At 68.2% G+C, this 20,910-nt stretch carries 22 protein-coding genes and 1 pseudogene; 16 read left to right on the top strand and 7 right to left on the bottom strand.

Translation table 11 applies throughout. From position 1 onward, the window contains the following. Positions 1–529, bottom strand: a 529-nt coding sequence (locus Q0U08_RS07120; RefSeq protein WP_298090610.1) for a DNA-formamidopyrimidine glycosylase family protein, incomplete at its 3' end; no start/stop codon positions are given. A 59-nt stretch (positions 530–588) separates the two neighbouring features. On the opposite strand from Q0U08_RS07120, the gene Q0U08_RS07115 reads away from it, so the two are divergent. The 8 genes from Q0U08_RS07115 to Q0U08_RS07080 all read left to right on the top strand — a co-directional run bounded on the left by Q0U08_RS07115 (position 589) and on the right by Q0U08_RS07080 (position 8,432). Beyond that, positions 589–1,320: a class I SAM-dependent methyltransferase gene (locus tag Q0U08_RS07115; RefSeq protein ID WP_298090608.1), complete on the top strand. Its 732-nt coding sequence runs from the start codon at positions 589–591 to the stop codon at positions 1,318–1,320. Between the two features lie 51 nt (positions 1,321–1,371). Then, positions 1,372–2,910 (top strand): 2-polyprenylphenol 6-hydroxylase, encoded by a 1,539-nt coding sequence (ubiB, locus tag Q0U08_RS07110; RefSeq protein ID WP_298090607.1) that lies wholly within the window; start codon positions 1,372–1,374, stop codon positions 2,908–2,910. 13 nt (positions 2,911–2,923) lie between these two features. Further along, positions 2,924–4,030, top strand: coding sequence for a hypothetical protein (locus Q0U08_RS07105; protein ID WP_298090605.1), 1,107 nt, complete (start codon positions 2,924–2,926; stop codon positions 4,028–4,030). Continuing rightward, on the top strand, positions 4,027–5,220 hold the full coding sequence (gene coaBC, locus Q0U08_RS07100; RefSeq protein ID WP_298090603.1) for a bifunctional phosphopantothenoylcysteine decarboxylase/phosphopantothenate--cysteine ligase CoaBC: 1,194 nt from the start codon (positions 4,027–4,029) through the stop codon (positions 5,218–5,220). The genes Q0U08_RS07105 and coaBC overlap by 4 nt, the downstream gene beginning before the upstream one ends. Next, the gene (dut, locus tag Q0U08_RS07095) at positions 5,217–5,663 is read left to right on the top strand and encodes a dUTP diphosphatase (RefSeq protein ID WP_298090601.1); all 447 of its coding nucleotides are present in this window, start codon (positions 5,217–5,219) and stop codon (positions 5,661–5,663) included. The genes coaBC and dut overlap by 4 nt, the downstream gene beginning before the upstream one ends. Next, the gene (locus Q0U08_RS07090) at positions 5,660–6,034 is read left to right on the top strand and encodes a hypothetical protein (protein WP_298090599.1); all 375 of its coding nucleotides are present in this window, start codon (positions 5,660–5,662) and stop codon (positions 6,032–6,034) included. Before dut ends, Q0U08_RS07090 begins: the two co-directional genes overlap by 4 nt. Next, positions 6,031–6,795, top strand: a complete 765-nt coding sequence (locus Q0U08_RS07085; protein ID WP_298090614.1) for a molybdopterin-synthase adenylyltransferase MoeB — start codon at positions 6,031–6,033, stop codon at positions 6,793–6,795. Before Q0U08_RS07090 ends, Q0U08_RS07085 begins: the two co-directional genes overlap by 4 nt. A gap of 245 nt (positions 6,796–7,040) precedes the next feature. After that, the gene (locus Q0U08_RS07080; RefSeq protein ID WP_298090597.1) at positions 7,041–8,432 is read left to right on the top strand and encodes a sugar transferase; all 1,392 of its coding nucleotides are present in this window, start codon (positions 7,041–7,043) and stop codon (positions 8,430–8,432) included. Between the two features lie 44 nt (positions 8,433–8,476). Here the strand turns inward: Q0U08_RS07080 and galU are convergent, their stop codons facing one another. Further along, positions 8,477–9,346, bottom strand: a complete 870-nt coding sequence (galU, locus tag Q0U08_RS07075; RefSeq protein ID WP_298090596.1) for a UTP--glucose-1-phosphate uridylyltransferase GalU — start codon at positions 9,344–9,346, stop codon at positions 8,477–8,479. A 120-nt stretch (positions 9,347–9,466) separates the two neighbouring features. On the opposite strand from galU, the gene wecB reads away from it, so the two are divergent. The 4 genes from wecB to Q0U08_RS07055 all read left to right on the top strand — a co-directional run bounded on the left by wecB (position 9,467) and on the right by Q0U08_RS07055 (position 13,108). Next, complete coding sequence (gene wecB / locus Q0U08_RS07070; RefSeq protein WP_298090612.1) at positions 9,467–10,597, top strand: non-hydrolyzing UDP-N-acetylglucosamine 2-epimerase; 1,131 nt, start codon at positions 9,467–9,469, stop codon at positions 10,595–10,597. Beyond that, positions 10,581–11,852, top strand: coding sequence for a UDP-N-acetyl-D-mannosamine dehydrogenase (wecC, locus tag Q0U08_RS07065; RefSeq protein ID WP_298090594.1), 1,272 nt, complete (start codon positions 10,581–10,583; stop codon positions 11,850–11,852). Before wecB ends, wecC begins: the two co-directional genes overlap by 17 nt. Positions 11,853–11,951: 99 nt before the next feature. Then, the gene (locus tag Q0U08_RS07060; RefSeq protein ID WP_298090593.1) at positions 11,952–12,743 is read left to right on the top strand and encodes a metallophosphoesterase family protein; all 792 of its coding nucleotides are present in this window, start codon (positions 11,952–11,954) and stop codon (positions 12,741–12,743) included. 119 nt (positions 12,744–12,862) lie between these two features. Continuing rightward, complete coding sequence (locus tag Q0U08_RS07055; protein ID WP_112380974.1) at positions 12,863–13,108, top strand: hypothetical protein; 246 nt, start codon at positions 12,863–12,865, stop codon at positions 13,106–13,108. 43 nt (positions 13,109–13,151) lie between these two features. On the opposite strand, the gene queG is transcribed toward Q0U08_RS07055, so the two are convergent. Continuing rightward, complete coding sequence (gene queG / locus Q0U08_RS07050) at positions 13,152–14,204, bottom strand: tRNA epoxyqueuosine(34) reductase QueG (RefSeq protein ID WP_298090592.1); 1,053 nt, start codon at positions 14,202–14,204, stop codon at positions 13,152–13,154. Between the two features lie 42 nt (positions 14,205–14,246). On the opposite strand from queG, the gene Q0U08_RS07045 reads away from it, so the two are divergent. Then, the gene (locus Q0U08_RS07045; RefSeq protein ID WP_298090590.1) at positions 14,247–15,164 is read left to right on the top strand and encodes an ABC transporter ATP-binding protein; all 918 of its coding nucleotides are present in this window, start codon (positions 14,247–14,249) and stop codon (positions 15,162–15,164) included. Further along, positions 15,161–16,390 carry an ABC transporter permease gene (locus tag Q0U08_RS07040; RefSeq protein ID WP_298090589.1) on the top strand — a complete coding sequence of 410 codons (1,230 nt, stop codon included), beginning with the start codon at positions 15,161–15,163 and terminating at the stop codon, positions 16,388–16,390. Before Q0U08_RS07045 ends, Q0U08_RS07040 begins: the two co-directional genes overlap by 4 nt. Before the next feature lie 40 nt (positions 16,391–16,430). On the opposite strand, the gene Q0U08_RS07035 is transcribed toward Q0U08_RS07040, so the two are convergent. Then, positions 16,431–17,087 carry an outer membrane beta-barrel protein gene (locus Q0U08_RS07035; RefSeq protein ID WP_298090588.1) on the bottom strand — a complete coding sequence of 219 codons (657 nt, stop codon included), beginning with the start codon at positions 17,085–17,087 and terminating at the stop codon, positions 16,431–16,433. A gap of 80 nt (positions 17,088–17,167) precedes the next feature. Then, positions 17,168–17,749 (bottom strand): 3'-5' exonuclease, encoded by a 582-nt coding sequence (locus Q0U08_RS07030; protein ID WP_298090587.1) that lies wholly within the window; start codon positions 17,747–17,749, stop codon positions 17,168–17,170. 330 nt (positions 17,750–18,079) lie between these two features. Here Q0U08_RS07030 and Q0U08_RS07025 point away from each other — a divergent pair, with 330 nt between their 5' ends. Beyond that, the gene (locus tag Q0U08_RS07025) at positions 18,080–19,369 is read left to right on the top strand and encodes a homoserine dehydrogenase (protein ID WP_298090585.1); all 1,290 of its coding nucleotides are present in this window, start codon (positions 18,080–18,082) and stop codon (positions 19,367–19,369) included. A 71-nt stretch (positions 19,370–19,440) separates the two neighbouring features. Here the strand turns inward: Q0U08_RS07025 and Q0U08_RS07020 are convergent, their stop codons facing one another. Beyond that, positions 19,441–19,773 carry a hypothetical protein gene (locus Q0U08_RS07020; protein WP_112381711.1) on the bottom strand — a complete coding sequence of 111 codons (333 nt, stop codon included), beginning with the start codon at positions 19,771–19,773 and terminating at the stop codon, positions 19,441–19,443. A 53-nt stretch (positions 19,774–19,826) separates the two neighbouring features. Next, on the bottom strand, positions 19,827–20,501 hold the full coding sequence (locus Q0U08_RS07015; RefSeq protein WP_298090584.1) for an EI24 domain-containing protein: 675 nt from the start codon (positions 20,499–20,501) through the stop codon (positions 19,827–19,829). 118 nt (positions 20,502–20,619) lie between these two features. Here Q0U08_RS07015 and Q0U08_RS07010 point away from each other — a divergent pair. Further along, positions 20,620–20,910: pseudogene (locus Q0U08_RS07010) on the top strand (adenosine kinase); the annotation flags it as partial.

Below are 20,910 nucleotides of genomic sequence, written 5' to 3'. Positions count from 1 at the left end.
CCTCGCACACATAGATGTTGCCCAGACCCGCCACGATCCGCTGGTCGAGCAGCATCGCCTTGATCGGCGCCGCACGCCCCTTCAGCACGCCATGCAGATAGGCGCCGGTCAGCCCAGGCCCCAGCGGCTCCGGCCCCATCGCGGCAAAGGGCGGATAGGCCTCCAGCGCCGCCGTCTCGACCAGATCGACAAAGCCGAATCGCCGCGCGTCGTTCAACGCCAGCCGCCGCCCTGCCCCGGTCTCGATCACCAGATGGTCGTGCGTCTGCGCTTCGCCCGGATCGATCCGCCACCGGCCCGACATGCCGAGGTGAAAGATCATCGTGTCGCCGCGATCGGTGTCGACCAGTCCGTATTTGGCGCGCCGCCCCAGCGACGTCACCGTTGCCCCCGTCATCCGCTGGCGCAGATCGGCGGGAAAGGCGCGGCGCAGATCGGCGCGGCGCGGCTCGACCAGCGTCAGACGCTGGCCGGACAGCACGGGGGTCAGCCCGCGCACGGTGGTTTCGACTTCGGGAAGCTCGGGCATGTGCTTGTGAAACTAGGTAGCGTTTGCCCCCGCCTCAAGGGCGGGCTAGGGCGATGATCATGAGCGAAACCGTCTCCTTCGGCTACGAAGACGTCACCCCCGCCGAGAAGACCGCCCGCGTCGGCGGCGTCTTCACCAATGTCGCGGCCCGCTACGATCTGATGAATGATGCGATGTCGGGCGGCATGCACCGTTTGTGGAAGGATCGCTTCGTCCGCCGCGTGAAGCCGCGCCGGACGGACCAGATCCTCGACATGGCCGGCGGCACCGGCGACATCGCCTTCCGCCTCGCCGAGTCAGGCGCGAGCATCACCGTCGCCGACATCAACCCGGCGATGCTGGACGTCGGCATGAAGCGCGCACAGGAACGCGGCATCGACGGCCTTGTCTGGACCGAGGCGAATGCCGAGACGCTGACCTTCCCCGACCGCTTCTTCGATGCCTATACGATCGCGTTCGGCATCCGCAACGTCACCGACATCCCCAAGGCGCTGCGCGAAGCACACCGCGTCCTGCGCCGCGGCGGCCGCTTCTTCTGCCTCGAATTCTCGACCACCCAGTGGCCGGGTTTCGCCGAGGTCTATGACAGCTATTCGCACAAGCTGGTGCCCAGGCTCGGGCAATTGCTCGCCAACGATGCCGACAGCTACCGCTACCTGATCGAATCGATCCGCCGCTTCCCCGACATGCCGACCTTTGAGCGCATGATCCGGGACGCCGGCTTCATCGAAACCAAGGTCGAGCCGATCATGGGCGGCCTGGTCGCGATCCACTCCGGCTGGAAGATCTGATGCGCGCAGCCATGCTCCCGTTCCGCCGTTGGAACGGGAAGTAACCACCGCATGACGACATCCGCCACGCACCTCTGGCGCCTGCTGAAATGGGGCCGTACGCTCGCCCGTCACGGCGCGCTGCGCGGGATCGAGCGTGATCCGAATACCCCCGCCCCCGTCCGCCGCCTGGCCCGCATCGCCCGTTTCGGTGCGCGCGTGCCGGCCAAACCCGCTTATGCGGACGCGTTCCAGGCGATCGGCCCCGCCGCGATCAAGCTGGGCCAGACGCTCGCCACCCGTCCCGACCTCGTCGGCGAGGAGGCTGCGCACGACCTGCTCCGCCTGCAGGACCAGTTGCCGCCCGTCCCCTTCGAGACGATCTGCGCTGCGATGGAGGCCAGCTTCGGCCGGCCGCCCTCGGCACTGTTCGCGCGGATCGAGGAAACGCCGATCGGCGCCGCCTCGATCGCGCAGGTCCACCGCGCCGTCACCACCGATGGCCGGCAGGTCGCCGTCAAGGTGCTGCGACCGGGCGTGGAGGACGATTTCACCCGCGCCATCGACACCTATCAATGGGCTGCCGCACAGGTGGAGGGCATGAGCCGCGAGGCCGCCCGCCTGCGCCCGCGCCTGACTGTCGAGAATTTCCGCCGCTGGACGCTGCGCGAACTGAACTTCCGGCGCGAGGCGGCCTCCGCCTCCGAACTTGCCGAGGGGATGACCGCCGAGCCCGATTTCGTCATCCCTCAGATCGACTGGCAACGTTCCACCGCCAAGGTGCTGACGATCGAATGGATCGACGGCATCAAGCTGTCCAACCGGCAGGCGCTGATCGATGCCGGCTACGATCTGCCCAAATTGGCGCAGACGCTGGTGCGCGCCTTTCTGCGCCAGGCGATCGCCGACGGCTTCTTTCACGCCGACATGCACCAGGGCAATCTGTTCGCGCTGCCCGGCAACAAGATCGCAGCGATCGACTTCGGCATCATGGGCCGGATCGACCGGCGCGCCCGCGTCTGGCTGGCCGAGATCCTCTATGGTCTGATCACCGGCAACTATAAGCGCGTCGCGGAAATTCATTTCGAGGCGGGCTATGTGCCTGCGCACCACAATGTCGCCGAATTCGCCACGGCGCTGCGTGCGGTGGGCGAGCCGATGCGCGGCCTGCCGGTCAAGGACATGTCGATCGGCATGATGCTGGACGGCCTGTTCTCGATCACGCGCGATTTCGACATGGTGACGCAGCCGCATCTGCTGCTCCTGCAAAAGACGATGGTGATGGTGGAGGGCGTGGCCACCAGCCTCGATCCCGAAATCAACCTGTGGGATTCGGCCGCCCCCTTCGTGCGCGAATGGATCCGCACCGAACTGGGGCCGGAAGCCTATGTCGCGGACCGGCTGATCCAGGACGTGCGCACGCTCGCCCGCCTGCCCGAACTCGTTCGCCGGATCGAGGCGCGCTATCCGGCGCCCGGCGGCGAGCCTCCCGCCCCGCCGCTGAAGGAGATCGAGGTGGTGCGCATCGGCGGCGGCTGGCGCTATGCGCTCGTCGCGACGCTGTCGGGCGCGGCCGGCGTCGCCGCCACACTGGCGACGCTGCTGCGGTAACCGGGCCGACATCATGCCCCGCCGCGCCTCCCGTCCCCTGATCCTTGCCCGACCGACCCGGTTCGGCGGGGTGGAGGCGCGCACCGCGCGCGTCGTGCTGGCCGCGCTCGCCGTCCTGCTGCTGATCGGCCTGACCGCGCTTGGCGCGGCGCCGCTCGCCGGTGATGCGCCGGCGAACGGCCAGACCGATATCGCGCTCTACAGCGGCGTCGTGGAGGCGCTGCGTCACGGCGGCCATTATTATCCGGTGTTGGCGGACCAGTTGCGCGCCGGCGGCTATCCGCTGCGTCCCTTTATCGCCTTTCGCCTGCCGACGCTGGCGGTGGTGCAGGCCGCCTTGCCGCACTGGCTGTTCCTTGCGGCCTTGTGGGGCCTGGCGCTGGCGGTGATCGCAAGCTGGTATCCGCGGCTGCGGGGCGTCGTCGCCAATCCGCTCACGCGCGGCGGTGCCATGCTGGTGTTGCTCGCCGGGCTGTTCGTCATCGTCCAGCCGTCGCTCGCCTGGTTTCACGAAAGCTGGGCCGGGCTGCTGATCGCCTGGTCGCTGGGCCGCCATGCGCAGGGACGCTGGGCGGAGGCCGCCGCGCTCGGCCTCGCCGCCGCGCTGATACGCGAAACGGCGGCGCTGTACCTGCTCATCATGGCCGCATGGGCGTGGCGCAGCGGTGCTGCGCGCGAACTGCGGGGCTGGGGGATCGCGATCGCCGTCCTTGCCGTCGCAGTGGCCGCCCATGGCTATGCCGTCTCGCTCGTCGCCAAGCCGCTCGATCCCGCCTCGCCGGGCTGGACCGGGCTGATGGGGCCGGGCTTTCTCGTTCAGGCGATTGCCGGCGCCACCGCGCTCGCGTTGCTGCCGATGGCCGTTGCCGCGATCGGCGTGGTGCTGGCACTGTTCGGCTGGGCCGCATGGGACGATCCCGCCGCGCAGCGCGCCGGCTCGGTCATTGCCGGTTATGCGCTGCTGCTGATGCTCTTCGCGCGCGCCGACAATTTCTACTGGGTTCTGCTGATCGCGCCGCTCGTCCCCATCGGGCTGCTCTTTGCCGTCGACGGCCTGCGCGACCTGATCGGATCGGCGCGTGATGCACGGCGCATCACGGTGACGCGGGTGGTACGATGAAGCGCATCCTGTTGATCGTCGGCGGCGGCATCGCCGCCTACAAGGCCTGTGAACTGATCCGCCTGCTCCGCCGCCGCGGGCATTCGGTGCGCTGTGTACTGACCGAGGGCGGCAGCCATTTCGTCACTGCGATGACGCTGGCAGCACTCACCGAGGATCAGGTTCACACCAGCCTGTGGGATCTGAAGAACGAAGCGGAAATGGGCCATATCCGCCTCAGCCGCGAGGCCGATCTGGTCGTCGTCGCCCCCGCCACCGCCGATCTGCTGGCGCGCATGGCGGCGGGGCTGTCGAACGATCTCGCCACCACCCTGCTGCTCGCCACCGACAAGCCGGTGCTGGCCGCGCCCGCGATGAACGTGCGCATGTGGCTGCACCCGGCCACGCAGCGCAACGTCGCGCAGTTGCGCGCCGACGGCATCACCGTCCTCGCCCCCGATGAAGGCGCGATGGCGTGTGGCGAATATGGCCCCGGCCGCCTGCCCGAGCCGGAGGCGATCGCCAACGCAATCGAGGCGCAGTTCGAGACCTCACGCCCCCCGCAACCGCTTGCCGGCCGCCACATCCTCGTCACCGCCGGGCCGACGCATGAGGCGATCGATCCGGTGCGGTACATCGCCAACCGCTCGTCCGGCCGTCAGGGCTATGCCATTGCCGGCGCGCTTGCCGATCTCGGCGCGCGCGTCACGTTGGTCTCCGGTCCGGTCACGCTTCCCACACCGGCCGGCGTCACGCGGATCGATGTGGAAAGCGCGCGCGACATGGCTGCTGCCGTCGACACCGCCCTGCCCGCCGACGCCGCGGTCATGGTCGCGGCCGTCGCCGACTGGCGGGTCGAGGCCGCACCGCAAAAGGTGAAAAAGGGCGATGGCGCGCCGCCTGCCCTGTCGCTCGTCGAAAACCCCGACATCCTCGCCACGCTCGCCCACGCGCCGCGCCGGCCCGCCCTCGTCATCGGCTTCGCCGCCGAAACGGAGGGCGTGATCGCCCACGCGACCGCCAAGCGCGTCCGCAAGGGTGCCGACTGGATCGTCGCCAACGATGTATCGGCCGACGTCTTTGGTGCGGAGGCGAACACCGTCCATCTGGTCACCGCAGACGGGGTGGAAAGCTGGGAACGACTGCCTAAATCGACCGTCGCCGCCAGGCTCGCGCAACGCATTGCCAATGCGCTACAAGGAGCGTCATGACCGATCCCATCGCCCTCCGCCTGCGTCGTCTGCCCCATGGCGAGGGCTTGCCGCTACCCGCCTATGCGACCGCGGGCGCCGCCGGGCTGGATGTGGTCGCCGCCGAGTCGCTCACGCTGGCGCCCGGCGCGCGTGCGGCGGTGGCGACCGGCTTCGCGCTCGGCATCCCGGCCGGATATGAAGTCCAGGTCCGCCCCCGCTCCGGCCTTGCGCTGAAACACGGCGTCACCTGCCTCAACACGCCGGGCACGATCGACCATGATTATCGCGGCGAGGTGAAGGTGATCCTCGCCAATCTCGGCCAGGATCCGTTCCAGGTCGCGCGCGGCGACCGTATCGCGCAGCTCGTCCCCGCCCCCGTGCAGCGCGCACTGCTCGCCGAGGTCGATACGCTGGATGAGACCGACCGCGGTGCCGGCGGCTTCGGATCGACCGGCCGGTGATCGCGCTCCTGCTGCTCGCGGCGCTCCAGGCGCCCGCCGTGGAAACGCCCCCCGCCGACTGGACCGGCCTGCCCTCGCTGCCGCTTCCCGAAAACGCGGGCGAGCGCATCACCTATGCCCGCGCCGAAGTCGCCGCCGGCCGCTGCAAGGCGGAGGTGCTGCCCGATGGCCGCTCGCAGATCGTCGCCCCCGTGGCGCTCCTGCTCAGTGCGGAGGGAACCGTGCGCCGCGCGCTGCCGCAGGCGATCGATTGCCCCACGGTCGAACAATATACCGCCGGCTATGTCTCGACCATGGTGCGCACCGGTACGCTGCGGACCGCGTCGCTGCGCCCCGGCTGGTACAAGGCGACGATCATCTATCAATGGTGAGCCTGTCCGACGACGAACTCACCCGCTACGCCCGCCAGATTGTCCTGAAGGAAGTCGGCGGCGCGGGGCAGATGCGGCTGAAGGCGGCCACCGTGCTGGTGATCGGTGCGGGCGGCATCGGCGCTCCGGCCATCCCCTATCTGGCCGGCGCCGGCATCGGCCGCCTGATCCTGGTCGATGACGACCGCGTCGACCTGTCCAATCTCCAGCGCCAGACGCTTTACGCCATGGAACAGGTGGGCCAGCCCAAGGTTGCCGCCGCCGCCGCCTTCGTCGCCGCCCGCAACCCCCATGTCGCCGTCGAGACGCACGCCCTGCGCATCGACGCATCCACCGCCCCCGCCCTCGTCGCCTCCGCCGACGTGGTGATCGACGGCAGCGACAATTTCGACACCCGCCTCGCCGTCGCCGATGCCGCGCTTGGCGCCCGCGTCCCCCTCGTCTCCGCGGCGGTCGGCCAGTTCGAGGGACAGCTCGCCGTCTACCGCGGCTGGGAGCCCGGCCGCCCCTGCTACCGCTGCTTCGTCGGCGACGCGCCCGACGCCGCCGCGCTCAGTTGCGCCGATGCCGGCATCCTCGGCCCCGTCACCGGCATGATCGGCAGCCTCGCCGCGCTGGAGGCGATCCGCGCCATCGCCCCCTTCGGCGAAGACCCGGCGGGCACGCTCCTGATCGCCGACCTGCTCGCCGCCCGCTACCGCACCCTGCGCCTCCCCAAGGACCCCGGCTGCCGCGCCTGCGCCCCTCGAGTCTTTCCGTAACCGATTGAAGTGCGGAGCGAAGCCGACCAGTTGAGCCCACCGCGCATCGGCATGCCGCACCTTTCGCACCGGTCAACAGGATTGACCGCTTCTGGCCCGCCAACCCCCTTTAGGATTGACGAACTTTCGTCCTACAGCATTCATGTTGCGGTGCGGGATGATTGTCCGTCCCCCTGCTTCGAGTAGCGTATCATCGTGCCGCCGGCCGCTCGCCGGCAGACGTGAAGGCGGGAGCGTTGCAGCTTATGACCCATCACGCCCAACAGGCTTTCCCGGCCGCGCCGCCACGGGCGCCGCGTTGGCAGCCGCCCGCCGCCACCTTGCGCGTGCGGGTCTTCTGCGGCCTCGTGGCACTCGATGCCGCCTGCCTCGTCCTCGGCTTCGCACTGGCGGCGTGGTTGCGGGAGGCACAGCCCGGCACCACCCACTGGGCCTTCATCGTCGCGGCGGTGCTGCCGATCTACCTGTTCACCGCCTTCTACATGCACGCCTATGACGCCCGGAACCTGCAGGAGCCGTCACGCGCCGCGATCAAGGGGGTGCAGACCGCCGCCGTCGCGGTCTGTGCGGTGATCCTGGTCGCCTTCTGCTTCCGCGCGACCGATCATTTCCCGCGTCTGGTGGTGTCGGTCGGCACCGCCGCCACGCTCGTCATGGTCGCCATCTCGCGCTACCTGTTCGTGCGCAACATGCCCGCGCTGGTGGGCGGCCGGCCGTTCAACGTCATGCTGCTGCACGACGGGCGCGTGCCCCTGCCGACGCAGAATTTCTCGATGATCCTGAACGCCGCGGACGGCTTCGACCCGGACCGGCACGATCCGATGATGTACGACCGTCTGGCCGAGACGCTGTCCGGGGCGGACCGTGTCATCGTCGCCTGCGCGCCCGAACAGCGTTCCGCCTGGGCGCATGCACTGAAGGGCGCCAACGTCCAGGCCGAGATGTTCCTGCCCGAGCTGGAAACCCTCGCCCCGCTCGGCGCCTCGTCCTACGCCAAGACCCCCACCGTCATCGTCGCTGCCGGCCCGCTCGGCCTGTTCGAGCGCTTCGTGAAGCGCGTGTTCGACATCACCCTGTCGCTCACCGCGATCCTGCTGCTCGCACCGCTCCTCACCATGGTGGCGATCGCCATCCGCTACGATTCGCCCGGCCCCATCCTGTTCAAGCAGGTGCGCATCGGCCGCGCCAACCGCATGTTCCGCATCTGGAAGTTCCGCAGCATGCGCGTCGAGGGCTGCGACAGCGCCGGCGCCCGCTCCGCCAGCCGCGACGACGACCGCATCACCCGCGTCGGCGCGATCCTGCGCAAGACCAGCGTCGATGAACTGCCCCAGCTCTTCAACGTGCTGAAGGGCGACATGAGCATCGTCGGCCCCCGCCCGCACGCACTGGGCAGCCGCGCGGCGGAAAAGCTCTTTTGGGAGGTCGATGGCCGCTACTGGCACCGCCATGCCGCCAAGCCCGGGCTGACCGGACTGGCGCAGGTGCGCGGCTATCGCGGCGCGACGATCATCGAGGATGATCTGAAGAACCGCCTGCAGGCCGATCTGGAATATCTGGAGCGCTGGTCAATCTGGCGCGACCTGAAGATCATCGCGATGACCTTCCGCGTCGTCCTCCACCGCAACGCATTCTGAGCGGGAACGGGGCGGCACCATCGCCCGCCCCGTTCCCGCCCGCATCACCCCAGCAGGTTGCGCGCGAAATCGCGCACCGCCGGCCCGATATCCGCGCGCGCCAGCGCCAGCGCGAAGTTCGCCTGTGCGTAACCCGCCTTGTCGCCGCAGTCGTACCGGTCGCCATCGAACGTCACGCCGTGGAACGGCTGCGTGCCGATCAGTTGCGCCATCGCGTCGGTCAACTGGATCTCGCCGCCGGCGCCCTTTTCCTGCTTCTCCAGGATGCGCATCACATCGGGCTGCAGGATGTAGCGGCCAGGGATCATCAGGTTCGAGGGCGCCGTGCCCTTGGCCGGCTTCTCGACCAGCGCCTTCACCTCGGTCAGCGCGCCGTCCCGCGTGCCCGGCGAGATGATGCCGTATTTGTCGGTCTCGCTGTCCGCCACTTCCAGCGCACCCACCAGATTGCCGCCGACCCGGTTATAGGCCTGCACCATCTGCGACAGGAAGCCGGGGGTGCCGACCATCAGTTCGTCGGGCAGCAGCACCGCGAACGGCTCGTCGCCGACGATCTCGCGCGCGCACCACACCGCATGGCCCAGGCCCAGCGGCTCCTGCTGGCGGACATAGACCGGGCTGCCCGGCTTCTGGCGGATACCCTCGATCAGCGCCATCGACTTGCCGCGCGCCTTCATCGTCGCTTCCAGTTCGTAGGAAACGTCGAAATGATCCTCCAGCGCGCCCTTGCCACGACCGGTGACGAAGATGATCTGTTCGATCCCGGCTTCCAGCGCCTCCTCGACCGCATATTGGATCAGCGGCTTGTCGACCACGGTCAGCATTTCCTTCGGCATGGCCTTGGTCGCCGGCAGGAAGCGGGTGCCCAGGCCCGCGACCGGGAACACGGCCTTGCGGAGCGGTTTGATGGTCATCGTATGAAATTCTCCCTGGGATTCCGTCTGTTGCGCCTAGCGCGGGCGTCTGCGTGCGGCAAACATGATTGCGTCCAGAATTGACACGCTCTTAAACAACGCACGCTTATGTTCGGCCTTATGACAAAGCGCACCGTTCTCGTCATCTTCGGCACCCGGCCAGAGGCCATCAAGCTCTTTCCCGTGGTCCGCGCGCTCGCGGACCAGCCGTCTTTACGCGTGCGCACCTGCGTCACCGCGCAGCATCGCGGCCTGCTCGATCAGGTGCTGGCGATCGCCGGCCTGTCGCCCGATATCGATCTCGACCTGATGGAGCCGGGCCAGACGCTGGACCGGCTTACGGCGCGCCTGCTCACCGGCCTCGGCGACGTCATGGATGCGGAACGCCCCGACCTCGTCGTCGTGCAGGGCGACACCGCCACCGCAATGGCCGGCGCGCTCGCCGCCTATTACCGGAAGCTGCCCGTCGCCCATGTCGAGGCGGGTCTGCGCTCGGGCGACATCTATCATCCCTGGCCGGAGGAGGTGAACCGCCGCATCGTCGCGCCCATCGCCACCTGGCATTTCGCCCCCACGGACACCGCCGCCCAGGCCCTGCGTCGCGAGACGATCGACCCCGCTGGCATCCATGTGACCGGCAACACGGTGATCGATGCGCTGCTCTGGACCCGGGGGCGCATCGCGGCCGACCCCGCGCTTGCTGCCGGGCTCGACAGCGTCGCCGATCGGCTGGATGGCCGCCGCCTCATCCTTGTCACCACCCACCGCCGCGAAAACTTCGGCGATGGCATGGGGGCGATCGCCCGCGCCATCGGCCGCATCGCCGACCGGCCGGATGTCGCCATCCTCTTTCCCATGCACCCGAACCCGTCGGTGGGCAGCGTCATGAATGCCGTCTTGGGCGAGCGCGGGAATGTCTGGCGCATCCCGCCGCTCGACTATCCGCATTTCGTGCGCGCGCTCGAACTCTGCGACATCGTCCTGACCGACTCGGGCGGCGTGCAGGAGGAGGCACCCGCGCTCGGCAAGCCGGTGCTGGTCATGCGGGAAACGACCGAACGGCCCGAAGGCGTCGCCGCCGGCACCGCCCGCCTGGTCGGCACCGACGAAGCGCGCATCGTTTCCGAAGTCTTCACGCTTCTCGACAATAGCGAGGTGCATGCCGCCATGGCCCGTGCGCACAATCCCTTTGGCGACGGGCAGGCAGCGACACGGATAGCGAGGATCATCGCCGATGCTGGGCGCGCCTGAATTGAACGTCGTCGTGATGGGGCTGGGCTATATCGGCCTACCCACCGCCGCGGTGATTGCCCGCACCGGTGCCCGCGTGCTGGGGATCGATGTCAGCGCGACCGTGGTCGACACCGTCAACGAAGGTCGCGTCCATATCGAGGAGGTCGATCTCGACGGCCTCGTCTCGGGTGTCGTCGCCCGCGGCACGCTGCGCGCCTCCACGCAAGTCGCGCCCGCCGACATCTTCGTCATCGCGGTGCCCACGCCCTTTACCGGCGATCACCAGCCCGACATCGCCTATGTCCTGCAAGCCGCGACCAGCATCGCCGCCGTGCTGAAGGTGGGTGACACGATCATCCTCGAGTCGACTTCGCCGGTCGGCACCACCGAACAGGTGCGCGACCTGATCGCGCAGTTGCGCCCCGATCTGAAGGTGCCGGGCCGCTGCACCGACCAGCCCGATATCTCGATCGCCTATTGTCCCGAACGCGTGCTGCCCGGCCGTATCCTGGTGGAGCTGATCGACAATGACCGGGTGATCGGCGGCATCACCCCGCGCTGCGCACGCAAGGCGCTCGCCTTTTATCGCCGTTTCGTGCGCGGTGCCTGCGTCACCACCACCGCGCGCGCCGCGGAAATGACGAAGCTGACCGAAAACGCGTTTCGCGACGTGAACATCGCCTTTGCCAACGAACTCAGCCTGGTCGCCGATCGGCTGGGGGTGGATGTGTGGGAGGTCATCCGCCTCGCCAACCGCCATCCGCGCGTCAACATCCTCTCGCCCGGCCCCGGCGTCGGCGGTCATTGCATCGCGGTCGATCCGTGGTTCCTCGTCGCCGCCGCGCCCGAACAGACGCCGCTGATCCGCACCGCGCGCGAGGTGAATGACGGCAAGACCGATCATGTCGTGGCACAGGCCGAAGCGTTGCTGGGCGCCACCGGCGACGCCCCGGTCGCCTGTCTCGGCCTCGCCTTCAAGGCCAATATCGACGATTTCCGCGAAAGCCCCGCGCTGCGCGTCGTGCAGGCGCTGGCCGATCGCCATGCCGGACGCATCCGCGTGGTCGAACCCTATGCACCGGCGCTGCCGCCCGCTCTGGCCGATACCGGTGCCCTGCTCGTCGATATCGACACCGCGCTCGAAACCTGTCCCGTGCTGATCGTGCTGGTCGATCACGACCTGTTTCGCTCCATCCCGCTGGAGGAACGTCGGACCAAGCGGGTTCTCGACACGCGCGGGCTCTGGCCGGATCAGCCTGTAGCCCCGGCCTGACCGGCCGGCGATACGGCCGGGGGCATCACTGTCCCGCACGTTGCGGTGCGGGGGCCAAGGGCTTATGGGCCATGGGTCCTGCCACAGTGAAGCAGCCCGATGATCGCCAAGTTCCTTCGAAGCCGCCGGCGCGGGTCATCCGATGCCAGCGCGGCCATTCCCTCCGGTCAGCGCGTATATGCGATCGGGGATATCCACGGCCGGCTCGACCTGCTCGATCTGCTGCTCGCGCAGATCGACGCCGATGACGCGGGTCGCGGTCCTGCGGAAACCACGCTCATCTTCCTGGGTGATCTGGTCGACCGGGGTGACGATTCGGCGGGCGTGGTCTCCCGCCTGCTGCAATTGTCGCAAACGGGTCGCGACGTACGCGTCATCGCCGGCAATCACGAGGAGATACTGCTCTCCGCGCTTGACGGCGATGCGAAGGCGCTGCGGCTGTTCTGCCGCGTCGGCGGGCGCGAAACCATGCTCAGCTACGGCCTGTCGGCGCCCGATTACGAACGCCTCGATTATGCCGAGGTGGCGGAGCGACTCGGCACGCTGGTGCCGCCTGAGCATCAGGCGTTCCTGCGCGCGCTGGAGACGATGGTGGTGATCGGCGATTATGCCTTCGTCCATGCCGGTGTCCGCCCCGGCGTCGCGCTCGACGCGCAGCGCCCGGCCGACCTCCGCTGGATTCGCGATCCGTTTCTGGATCATCGCGGTCTGCTCGAAAAGCGGATCGTGCATGGCCACACGGTCAGCGAAGAGGTCGAATGGCTGCCCCACCGCATCGGTATCGATACCGGCGCCTATACCAGTGGCCGTCTTACCGCACTGGGATTGCAGGACGATCAGAGCTGGACATTGGAGGCAATACTTGCCCCCAGCGTCGCAACCGCTGCCTGATCTGGTGTGACTGCGACGCAACAAGCAAATGTTACAAATTGAGGTCAATCGACTAGAGTCTTGCCATGGTCTTGCTGCACTGCCATAGGGCAGCGTGACGAGCACAAAGGGAGTTCATCATGCGTCTTGGAAAGTTTCTCGTAGCTGCTGCTGCCGTGTCGATGACGGCTGCTCCGGCTCTCGCCGCTCCGGCGAACTCGGCTGCCAGCCTGTCGGTCGCTAAGTCGGCTCGCGCTGGTTCGGCTTCGGCCAAGAAGAACGAGCTGGCCGGTGGCGGCGTGATCGTGGCGGTTCTCGCTGCGGCTGCGGTCGTCGCTGGTATCGTCGTGGTCGCCGACTCGGACGACGACGCCGACAGCAACTAAGCTGTTCATAGCTTCGGCTAGGGAAATAGCGGTCTTCGGGCCGCTATTTTTTTGCGTGTTTCGCTAGCTGCGTCAGTCCCCAGCGCGCCGCCTCCGCCACCGTTTCCGACGCATCCGTCGCCAGCCGCTGCAACGCGGGCACCAGCGCGTCCTCGCCACTATTCCCCGCCGCGATCGCCGCATTGCGCACCATCCGCTCCCGCCCGATCCGCTTGATCGGCGATCCCGCGAAAACCTGCCGGAACCCCGCATCGTCCAGGTCGAGCAGATCGGCCAGCGCCGGCGCGGTCAGCTCCGCGCGCGGATGAAACGCCATGTTCGCGCTCGCCGCCGCCGCGAACTTGTTCCACGGGCACGCCGCCAGGCAGTCGTCGCACCCATAGATGCGGTTGCCCATCGCCGCCCGGAACTCCTCCGGGATCGGCCCCTTGTGCTCGATCGTCAGATACGAGATGCACCGCCTGGCATCCAGCCGATAAGGCTTTGGAAAGGCGTCGGTCGGGCACGCCTGCTGGCACGCATCGCACGACCCGCACGTATCGCGCCCCGCCGCATCGGGCGTCAGGTCCAGCGTCGTGTAGATCGCCCCCAGGAACAGCCAGCTCCCATGCGCGCGGCTCACCAGGTTGGTGTGCTTGCCCTGCCATCCCAGCCCCGCCGCTTCCGCCAGCGGCTTCTCCATCACGGGCGCCGTATCCACGAACACCTTCAGGTCGCACGGTGCCTCCGCCACCATCCACCGCGCCAATCCCTTCAACTGCCGCTTCACCACGTCATGATAGTCGGCCCCCTGTGCATACACGGAGATGCGCCCGACATCTCCAACATTCGCCAGCTTCAGCGGATCGTCCTTGGGCGCATAGCTGACGCCCAGCGAGATGACGGTGCGCACCTCCGGCCACAGGCCCGCCGGACTTTCGCGGTGATGCGCCCGCTCCTCCATCCAGATCATCGAGCCATGCGCACCGTCCGCCAGCCATTCCCGCAGCCGCGCGGCAGTGTGGGGCGCGGCATCGGCACGCGCGATACCGACGCTCGCAAAACCGAGTTCGGCCGCCTTGGCCTTGATCCGGGTTTCCAGCTTGTCTTGGGGCACTCCCGCCCGCTACCACGTCGCGACGGTGGGAGGAACACAGGCGTGGACGAACAATGGGCGGTACATGCCTCGGGACTGGTGAAACGTTTCGGCGACCGGCGAGTGGTGGACGGGGTGGACATCGCGGTGCCGACCGGCGCGGTGTACGGCGTGCTCGGCCCCAACGGCGCGGGCAAGACGACGACGCTGCGCATGCTGCTGGGCATCATCGAACCCGATGAAGGCCGGCGCGCCCTGCTGAACACCCGCCATCCGCGCGACGCCAGCGACGTGGTCGGCTATCTGCCCGAAGAGCGCGGGCTTTATCCCGCGATGAAGGCGCGCGAGGCGATCGCCTTCATGGGCGCGCTGCGGGGCCTCGACTGGAAGACCGGCCGCGCCCGCGCGGTCGAGATGCTCGACGCCGCCGGTCTCGGCCATGCCGCCGATACCAAGATCCGCAAGCTGTCCAAGGGCATGGCGCAACTCGTCCAGTTGCTCGGCTCGGTCGTCCACCGCCCCTCGCTGCTCGTCCTCGACGAACCCTTTTCCGGGCTCGATCCGGTCAATCAGGAGAAGCTGGAGGCGCTGATCCTGGCCGAGCGCGATCGCGGCGCCACCATCCTGTTCTCCACCCACGTCATGGCCCATGCCGAGCGGCTGTGCGACCGGCTGGCGATCATCGCCGGCGGCAAACGCCGGTTCGAGGGCACGGTGGACGAAGCCCGCGCCACCCTGCCCAGCCAGGTCCATTACCAGCCGCGCCGCCCCGATCCCGCCATCGCCGCGCTCCTGCCCGCCGATGCGCGTCCCGAAGGGTCCGGCTGGCGCTTCCAGTTGCCGGACGGCGGTATCGAACCGCTGCTCGTCCGCTTGATCGAGGCCGGCCACGGCATCTCCGGGCTGTCGATCGAACGCCCCCGCCTGCACGATGCGTTCGTCCGCATCGTCGGCCGCGAAGCATTGGAGAAGGCCGCATGAGCAACGCCCGCCGCCTGCTTCGCCAGACGCTGACCATCGCCCGCCGCGATTTCGTGGCCACCGTGTTCACCCCGATATTCCTGCTGTTCCTGTTCGCCCCGCTCATCATGGGCTCGTTCGGCGCGATCGGCGGCGCTGGCGCCGCGGCGGTCGCCGACGGTGCATCGGACAAGACGCGGATCGTCGCCATCATTCCCGATCGGCTCGCCCGCCCGATCGCCCTGGTCGACACCCGGTTGCGCGGCGTGTTCCGCAAGGAAGAGGCGCCGCCCGCATTGATGACGCTGACGCCCGCGGGCGATCCCGTCGCCCAGGCGCGCACCGCCTTCGAATCGAAGGCGTACGACGCCTCCGCGGTGCTCTATGGTCCGCTCGACCGCCCCACCATCCTGTACGGCCCACGCGGCGCGCGGACGGCGGATTATCTGACCCTCCTCGCGCAAGGCACGCTCGCCTCCGAGGCTCTGGAGGGCGGCTTTCCCCGCGTCCAGGCGACGAAGACCCCGCTAACCCGGGTCGGCGGATCGCAGGGCGGGCAGAACCGCTCCGCCTTCCTCGCGGTGTTCGGCATCTTCTTCCTCACCCTGTTTCTCGCTGGCCAGGTCGTCGGCACCATGGCCGAGGAGCGCAGCAACAAGGTGATCGAGATCCTCGCCGCCGCCGTGCCGCTCGAAAGCGTGTTCCTGGGCAAGCTGGTCGGCATGTTCGGCGTCGCCATGCTGTTCGTCGGCTTCTGGGGCACGGTGGTCGGCCAGGCCCTGTCCTACCTGCCGCCCAGCGCGGCCGCGGCATTCGGCGACCTGTCGCCAGCGGTCGGCGGACCTACCTTCGCGCTGCTGTTCGCCGCCTATTTCGCGATGGCCTATCTGCTGCTCGGCGCGGTGTTTCTCGGCGTCGGGGCACAGGCCTCAACCATGCGCGAGATCCAGATGCTGTCCTTGCCGATCACCGTGTTGCAGGTCGGCATGTTCGCGCTGTCCTCCGCCGCGGCCGGTCGGCCCGGCTCCTGGCTGGCCACGGTGGCAGAGGTCTTTCCGCTATCCTCGCCCTTCGCCATGGCGGGTCACGCCGCCAACAGCCCGGAACTCTGGCCGCACGTTCTGGCGCTGGCATGGCAGGCCCTGTGGGTCGCGATCTTCGTGACGCTCGGCGCCCGCTTCTTCCGTCGCGGCGTGCTGCAATCGGGTAGCGCGCGCCCCTTCTGGAAGCGCGCCAAGGCGGCTTGAGGGGAAACAGGCCCTCCCCTGATGAGGAGGGCCGAAATCCTCAGAAGCGGATGCCGTAGCTCGCCACCACCTGGTGACGATCGGTATCCACGTCGAAACGCGCGCTGGTCGCGCCGTTCGGATAGTCGATCTGGCCACGACCATAGTTCGAATAGCGATATTCGAGCTTGGCATAGGTGTTGCTGCTGATCGCACGCTCCGCACCTGCGCCCAGGCGCCAACCGTCCAGCTTGAAGCTGGTGTCGGTCTGCGTGTCGGTGTTGCCGGCCAGCACGTTCAGCTTCAGGTTGGTATAGCCGCCCTTGACGTAGATCAGCGTCGCCGGATCGGCCATGATGCCCGCGCGCGCACCGACATACAGGTCGCGGCCCGTTTTCACCCGGCCGAATCCGAACTGGTCGTCATAGGCGCGGCGATCGCTCTTGGCGGTCGAACCGGTAATCTCGCCTTCGACGCCGAGCAGCGCGCCACCGGCCGCGAAGTCGTAACCGATGCCACCGCCGTACAGCAGGCCGTCGATATTCTGGTCGCTACCGTCATTGTCGTTGTCGACACTGCTTCCCGCGCCGACATGGTCCCAACCCAGCGTGCCTTCGACGCGCGGGCCGGTGAAGACCGGGTTCACGCCCGACTGGGCTAGTGCGGGGGTGGCGACCGCCGAACCGGCGACAAGCAAAGCAACAGCAATTTTACGCATGGATACCCTCATTGACCGTTCCCCGGATAAGCTGGGGAGGACGCTTCAAATGGCGAATGTCCGGCGCGGTTGCATGAACCTCAGCTAAACGAGGAAATCTGTTGCACCGCCGCAACAGTGCGCTTGCGTCGAGGAGGGGGTGTAAACCACTCGGCGAGTGTCAACCCCGTCGCCGCCATCGCGTGCAGCACCACCTGACCCGCCGCGCGCGCATCGCTCAGCGCGTCGTGATGGCGATGCTCCAGCCCCAGATGACGCGCCAGCGTGCCCAGCTTGTGATTGGGCAGGTCCGGCCAGGCACGCCTGGCGACACCGACGCTGTCCAGCCAGCGCGCGGCGATCGGCGGCAGCATGTGCAGCGTACAGGCGCGCGCCAGCGCCCCCTTGTCGAAGCTGGAATGCGCCACCGTGATCCGGTTCCCCAGATGCCCCGCGACGATTGCGTGCAGCATGGCAAAGGTCGGCTGCCCCGTCACATGATGCGCGGCGATGCCATGGATTCGCGTGTTGAACGGGCTGAAATCATCGAGGGGATCGACCAGCGATTCGTAGGCAAACGTCTCGACCCCGTCGCAATAGCCGACGATGCCGATCTGGCAGATGCTGCTGGTACGCTGACACGCGGTCTCGACGTCGATCACGACGAAGTCGGGTTCGGACATGGCGCCTTATACGCCCGACATCCTTGCCATGCCAGTCCGCAGGTACGAGCCCCGCTCCCCCCAACCACACCCGTTCGTCTCGAGTAACCGTCGAGTAGCGGCGCAGCCGCGTATCGAGACGGTGTATCGAGAGACAGGTTGGTTCATGCGACCGTTCCCACCAGCATATCCGCACCTACGTCCGTTCGTGCTGAGCGAAGTCGAAGCACACGGCCCGATATGACCGCCCCCGCCTCCATTTCTCGCAAACGCAATAAATGATCCTCAACAGCCTCGACAGCGACCGTTTCGATCCGCTAGGCGAACGGCTTCAACCAGCAAGGATGGAAAATGGCGGACGCGCTACGGGTGGCATTGGCAGGTCTCGGCACGGTAGGGGGCGGTGTCATCCGCCTGCTGGACACCAATCGCGACCTGATTACCCGGCGCGCGGGACGCCCGATCGAGGTCGTCGCGGTCTCTGCCCGCGACCGCTCCAAGGATCGCGGCGTCGATCTGTCGCGCTTCGAATGGGTAGACGACACCGCGGCTCTCGCGACGCATGCTGAAGCCGACGTCGTGGTCGAACTGATCGGCGGCTCGGACGGCCCGGCGCTGACGCTGGCACGCAACACGCTGGGGGCGGGCCGCGGCTTCGTCACCGCGAACAAGGCGATGCTCGCCCATCACGGGCTGGAACTGGCACAAAAAGCCGAGGGCGCCGGCGTCCCCCTGAAGTTCGAGGCGGCGGTCGCCGGCGGCATCCCGGTGATCAAGGGCCTGCGCGAAGGAGCGGCGGCCAACGTCATCGGCAATGTCTACGGCATCCTCAACGGCACCTGCAATTTCATCCTGTCCAAGATGGAAGCCGAAGGCCGCGATTTCGCCGAGGTTCTCGCCGAGGCGCAGGCGCTCGGTTATGCGGAGGCCGATCCCAGCTTCGACATCGACGGCGTCGATGCTGCCCACAAGCTGTCGATCCTCGCCGCCATCGCCTTCGGTACGCAGCCGGCCTTTGACGATGTCGCGATCAGCGGCATCCGCCACGTCCTGGCTGCCGACATCGCGGAAGCGGCGGCGCTCGGCTACCGCGTGCGCCTCGTCGGCGTGGGCGAGGCGGGGCCGAACGGGCTGTTCCAGCGCGTCCACCCGCATCTCGTGCCGCTCGATCACCCGCTGGCGCACGTCACCGGCTCGACCAATGCGGTGGTCGCCCAGGGCAATTTCGTCGGCCGCCTGCTCTTCCAGGGCGCCGGTGCCGGCGACGGTCCCACCGCCAGCGCGGTGGTCGCCGATCTCATCGATATCGCACGCGGTGAGTTCGGTCCGGCCTTCGCCATGCCCGCCGCCGCGCTGGCGCAGGAAAAGCCCGCCGACGCCGGGGAGCGCCGCGGCCGCGCCTATCTGCGCTTCACCGTCGAAGACAAGGTCGGCGTGCTGGCCGAAATCGCCGCGGCGATGCGCGACGCCGGCGTCTCGATCGAAAGCCTGATCCAGCGCGGTGCGACGGCGGGCGGCGGCGTGCTCGTCGCGATCGTCACCCATGAAGGCCCGGAACGCGCCGTCGCCCAGGCGCTGGAGCGCCTGCGCGGCAGCTCCAGCGTCATCGGCCAGCCGCTGCTGATGCACATCCTAGGCTGACGGGCTGCCCCTGAAAAAGCCCCTCCCCTTCAGGGGAGGGGTTGGGGTGGGGCGCCTCCACAAGCACCACTTTACCGCCCGCCATCCCGCCGCACGAGCGCCGCCACGCAGCTCGCCCGGTCGATCGCGCTGCCATCGGGCTCGCGCGCGTCCAGATAGGTCACGCGCGGCGGCTCCGATCCCTTGGGATACAGATACGCGTCCAGCACGCAGAACGTCCCCTGGAACTGCAACTTGCGCGCATTGCCTTCGCGCACATCGGCATCGGGCTGACCGAACAGCTTGACCAGCCCGGCCATGTCCTGTCCCACCACCCGCTCCAGCCCGACACTGGTATAGGGCACCGCGACCGGCCCCACCGTCGGCGGCGCCACGGTCGCGGGCGTCGCACACCCGGCCAGCATCGCGCCCAGTATCACCGGGGCCGTCCATGCAGGCTGCCCGTTCCTCATCCTCGTCATGTGCGGTTCCGGTGAAAGAGATGCGTTGCCATCGCCGCGCCCAGGACCGGCGCGAGGATCGCCAGCACCGGAACCACGAACAGCGCGGTGCCCGCAAGCCCCAGCAGGAAGCGTTGCGCCCCGGTCGTCTTGCGCCAGGCACGCAATCCCGCATCGTCCAGGTGGCGCACCGCGACCATATCGCCCAGATCGCGCCCGAGCAGCCAGCCATTGACCAGGAAGAACGCCGCCGCCGTGCCCACGCCCGTCGCCAGCAGCACCAGATAGACCGGCAGCGCGATCAGGTTGACCAGGATTACCCGCCCTGCCGATCGCAGGCCCATGGCGGCGCCCTTGGCGAACGACACGGGCCGCGCGGTCTTCAGCGCCGCCGGGTAGTGCCGCGCCTCGACCGCCTCCACCACCGTGTCGGCGAACACCCCGACGACCGCGATCGCCACCGCGCGGAACAACAGCCACAGCGCCAGGCCGGTGACGACCACCGCCACCACCGCCGCCAGCCCGTCCGCTCCCCAGGTGATCCAGTGGGCCAGCATCGCCTGCGTCCCCCACCACACGCCCGCACCCATCACGGCGAACAACGCCAGCGTCACCGCCATCGACAGCGCCAGCACACGCAGGATCGGCGGGTCGCCCAACTGGGCAATGGAGCGGAGAAGGGCGCGAAACACGGGGGATGGGATGGCGGCCCCGATGCCGGCCTGTCAACCGCTGCCTCGGATCGGCCGTTGCGCGCTTGGGTGCGCCCCGGTACGGCACCGCCTTTCTGCCTGTTTCCGGAGCCTGTTTGTGACCAAACCTTCCTACGACGTCGTCGCGATCGGCAACGCGCTGGTCGATATCCTTGCCAACACCGACGACGCCTTTCTCGCCCAGGAAGGGATGACAAAGGGCGCGATGCAGCTCGTCTTCTCCACCGACGATGCCGATGCGCTGTATGGCAAGATGGGGCCGGGTCGCGAGATCTCCGGCGGGTCGGCCGCCAACACGCTGGCCGGCATCGCCGCGCTTGGCGGAAAATGCGCGTTTATCGGGCAGGTTGCGGACGATCAGCTCGGCCAGGTCTTCGCGCACGACATA

Origin of the sequence: uncultured Sphingomonas sp. (assembly GCF_946477935.1) — a bacterium.
Lineage (GTDB): Bacteria > Pseudomonadota > Alphaproteobacteria > Sphingomonadales > Sphingomonadaceae > Sphingomonas.
Note: the sequence above shows the minus strand (reverse complement) of the source record. Positions and strands in the feature narration are given on the sequence as shown.